Origin of the sequence: Paraburkholderia sp. RL18-101-BIB-B (genome assembly GCF_046026985.1) — a bacterium.
Classification (GTDB): Bacteria; Pseudomonadota; Gammaproteobacteria; order Burkholderiales; family Burkholderiaceae; genus Paraburkholderia.
Genome location: NZ_JARESV010000227.1, coordinates 1 through 325, shown reverse-complemented (window position 1 = coordinate 325; position 325 = coordinate 1). Strand labels below are relative to the sequence as shown.

Genomic DNA, 325 nt, shown 5'->3' with positions numbered 1-325 from the left:
ATTCACGTTCCCCGTCTCATCTTCCAGCGTCACGAACAAGACGCCTTTCGCGGTGCCCGGCCGCTGTCGCACCGTAACAAGTCCACAGCCTCGAGCGAGTCGTCCATCACGGTATGTGCGCAAAGTTGACGCTGGCATCAGGCGGTTTGCTAGCAACTGCGGCCGCAGCAATTCAAGCGGATGTCGACCGAGAGTGAGACCAACTGACCGGTAATCAGCGACGATGTCGTGCGCCTCTGTCGGCGCACCAAGCTCAGGCGTTTCATCTTCAACCGCGGCCACTGCAAGCATGTCTTTATCCGGCACAGCGGCAACAGACTGCCAG

The 325-nt window shown here is 59.4% G+C and carries 1 pseudogene; it reads right to left on the bottom strand.

The annotated features are described in order from the left end of the window. Window positions 1–325 (bottom strand): annotated as a pseudogene (locus P0D73_RS46850) (error-prone DNA polymerase); the annotation flags it as partial.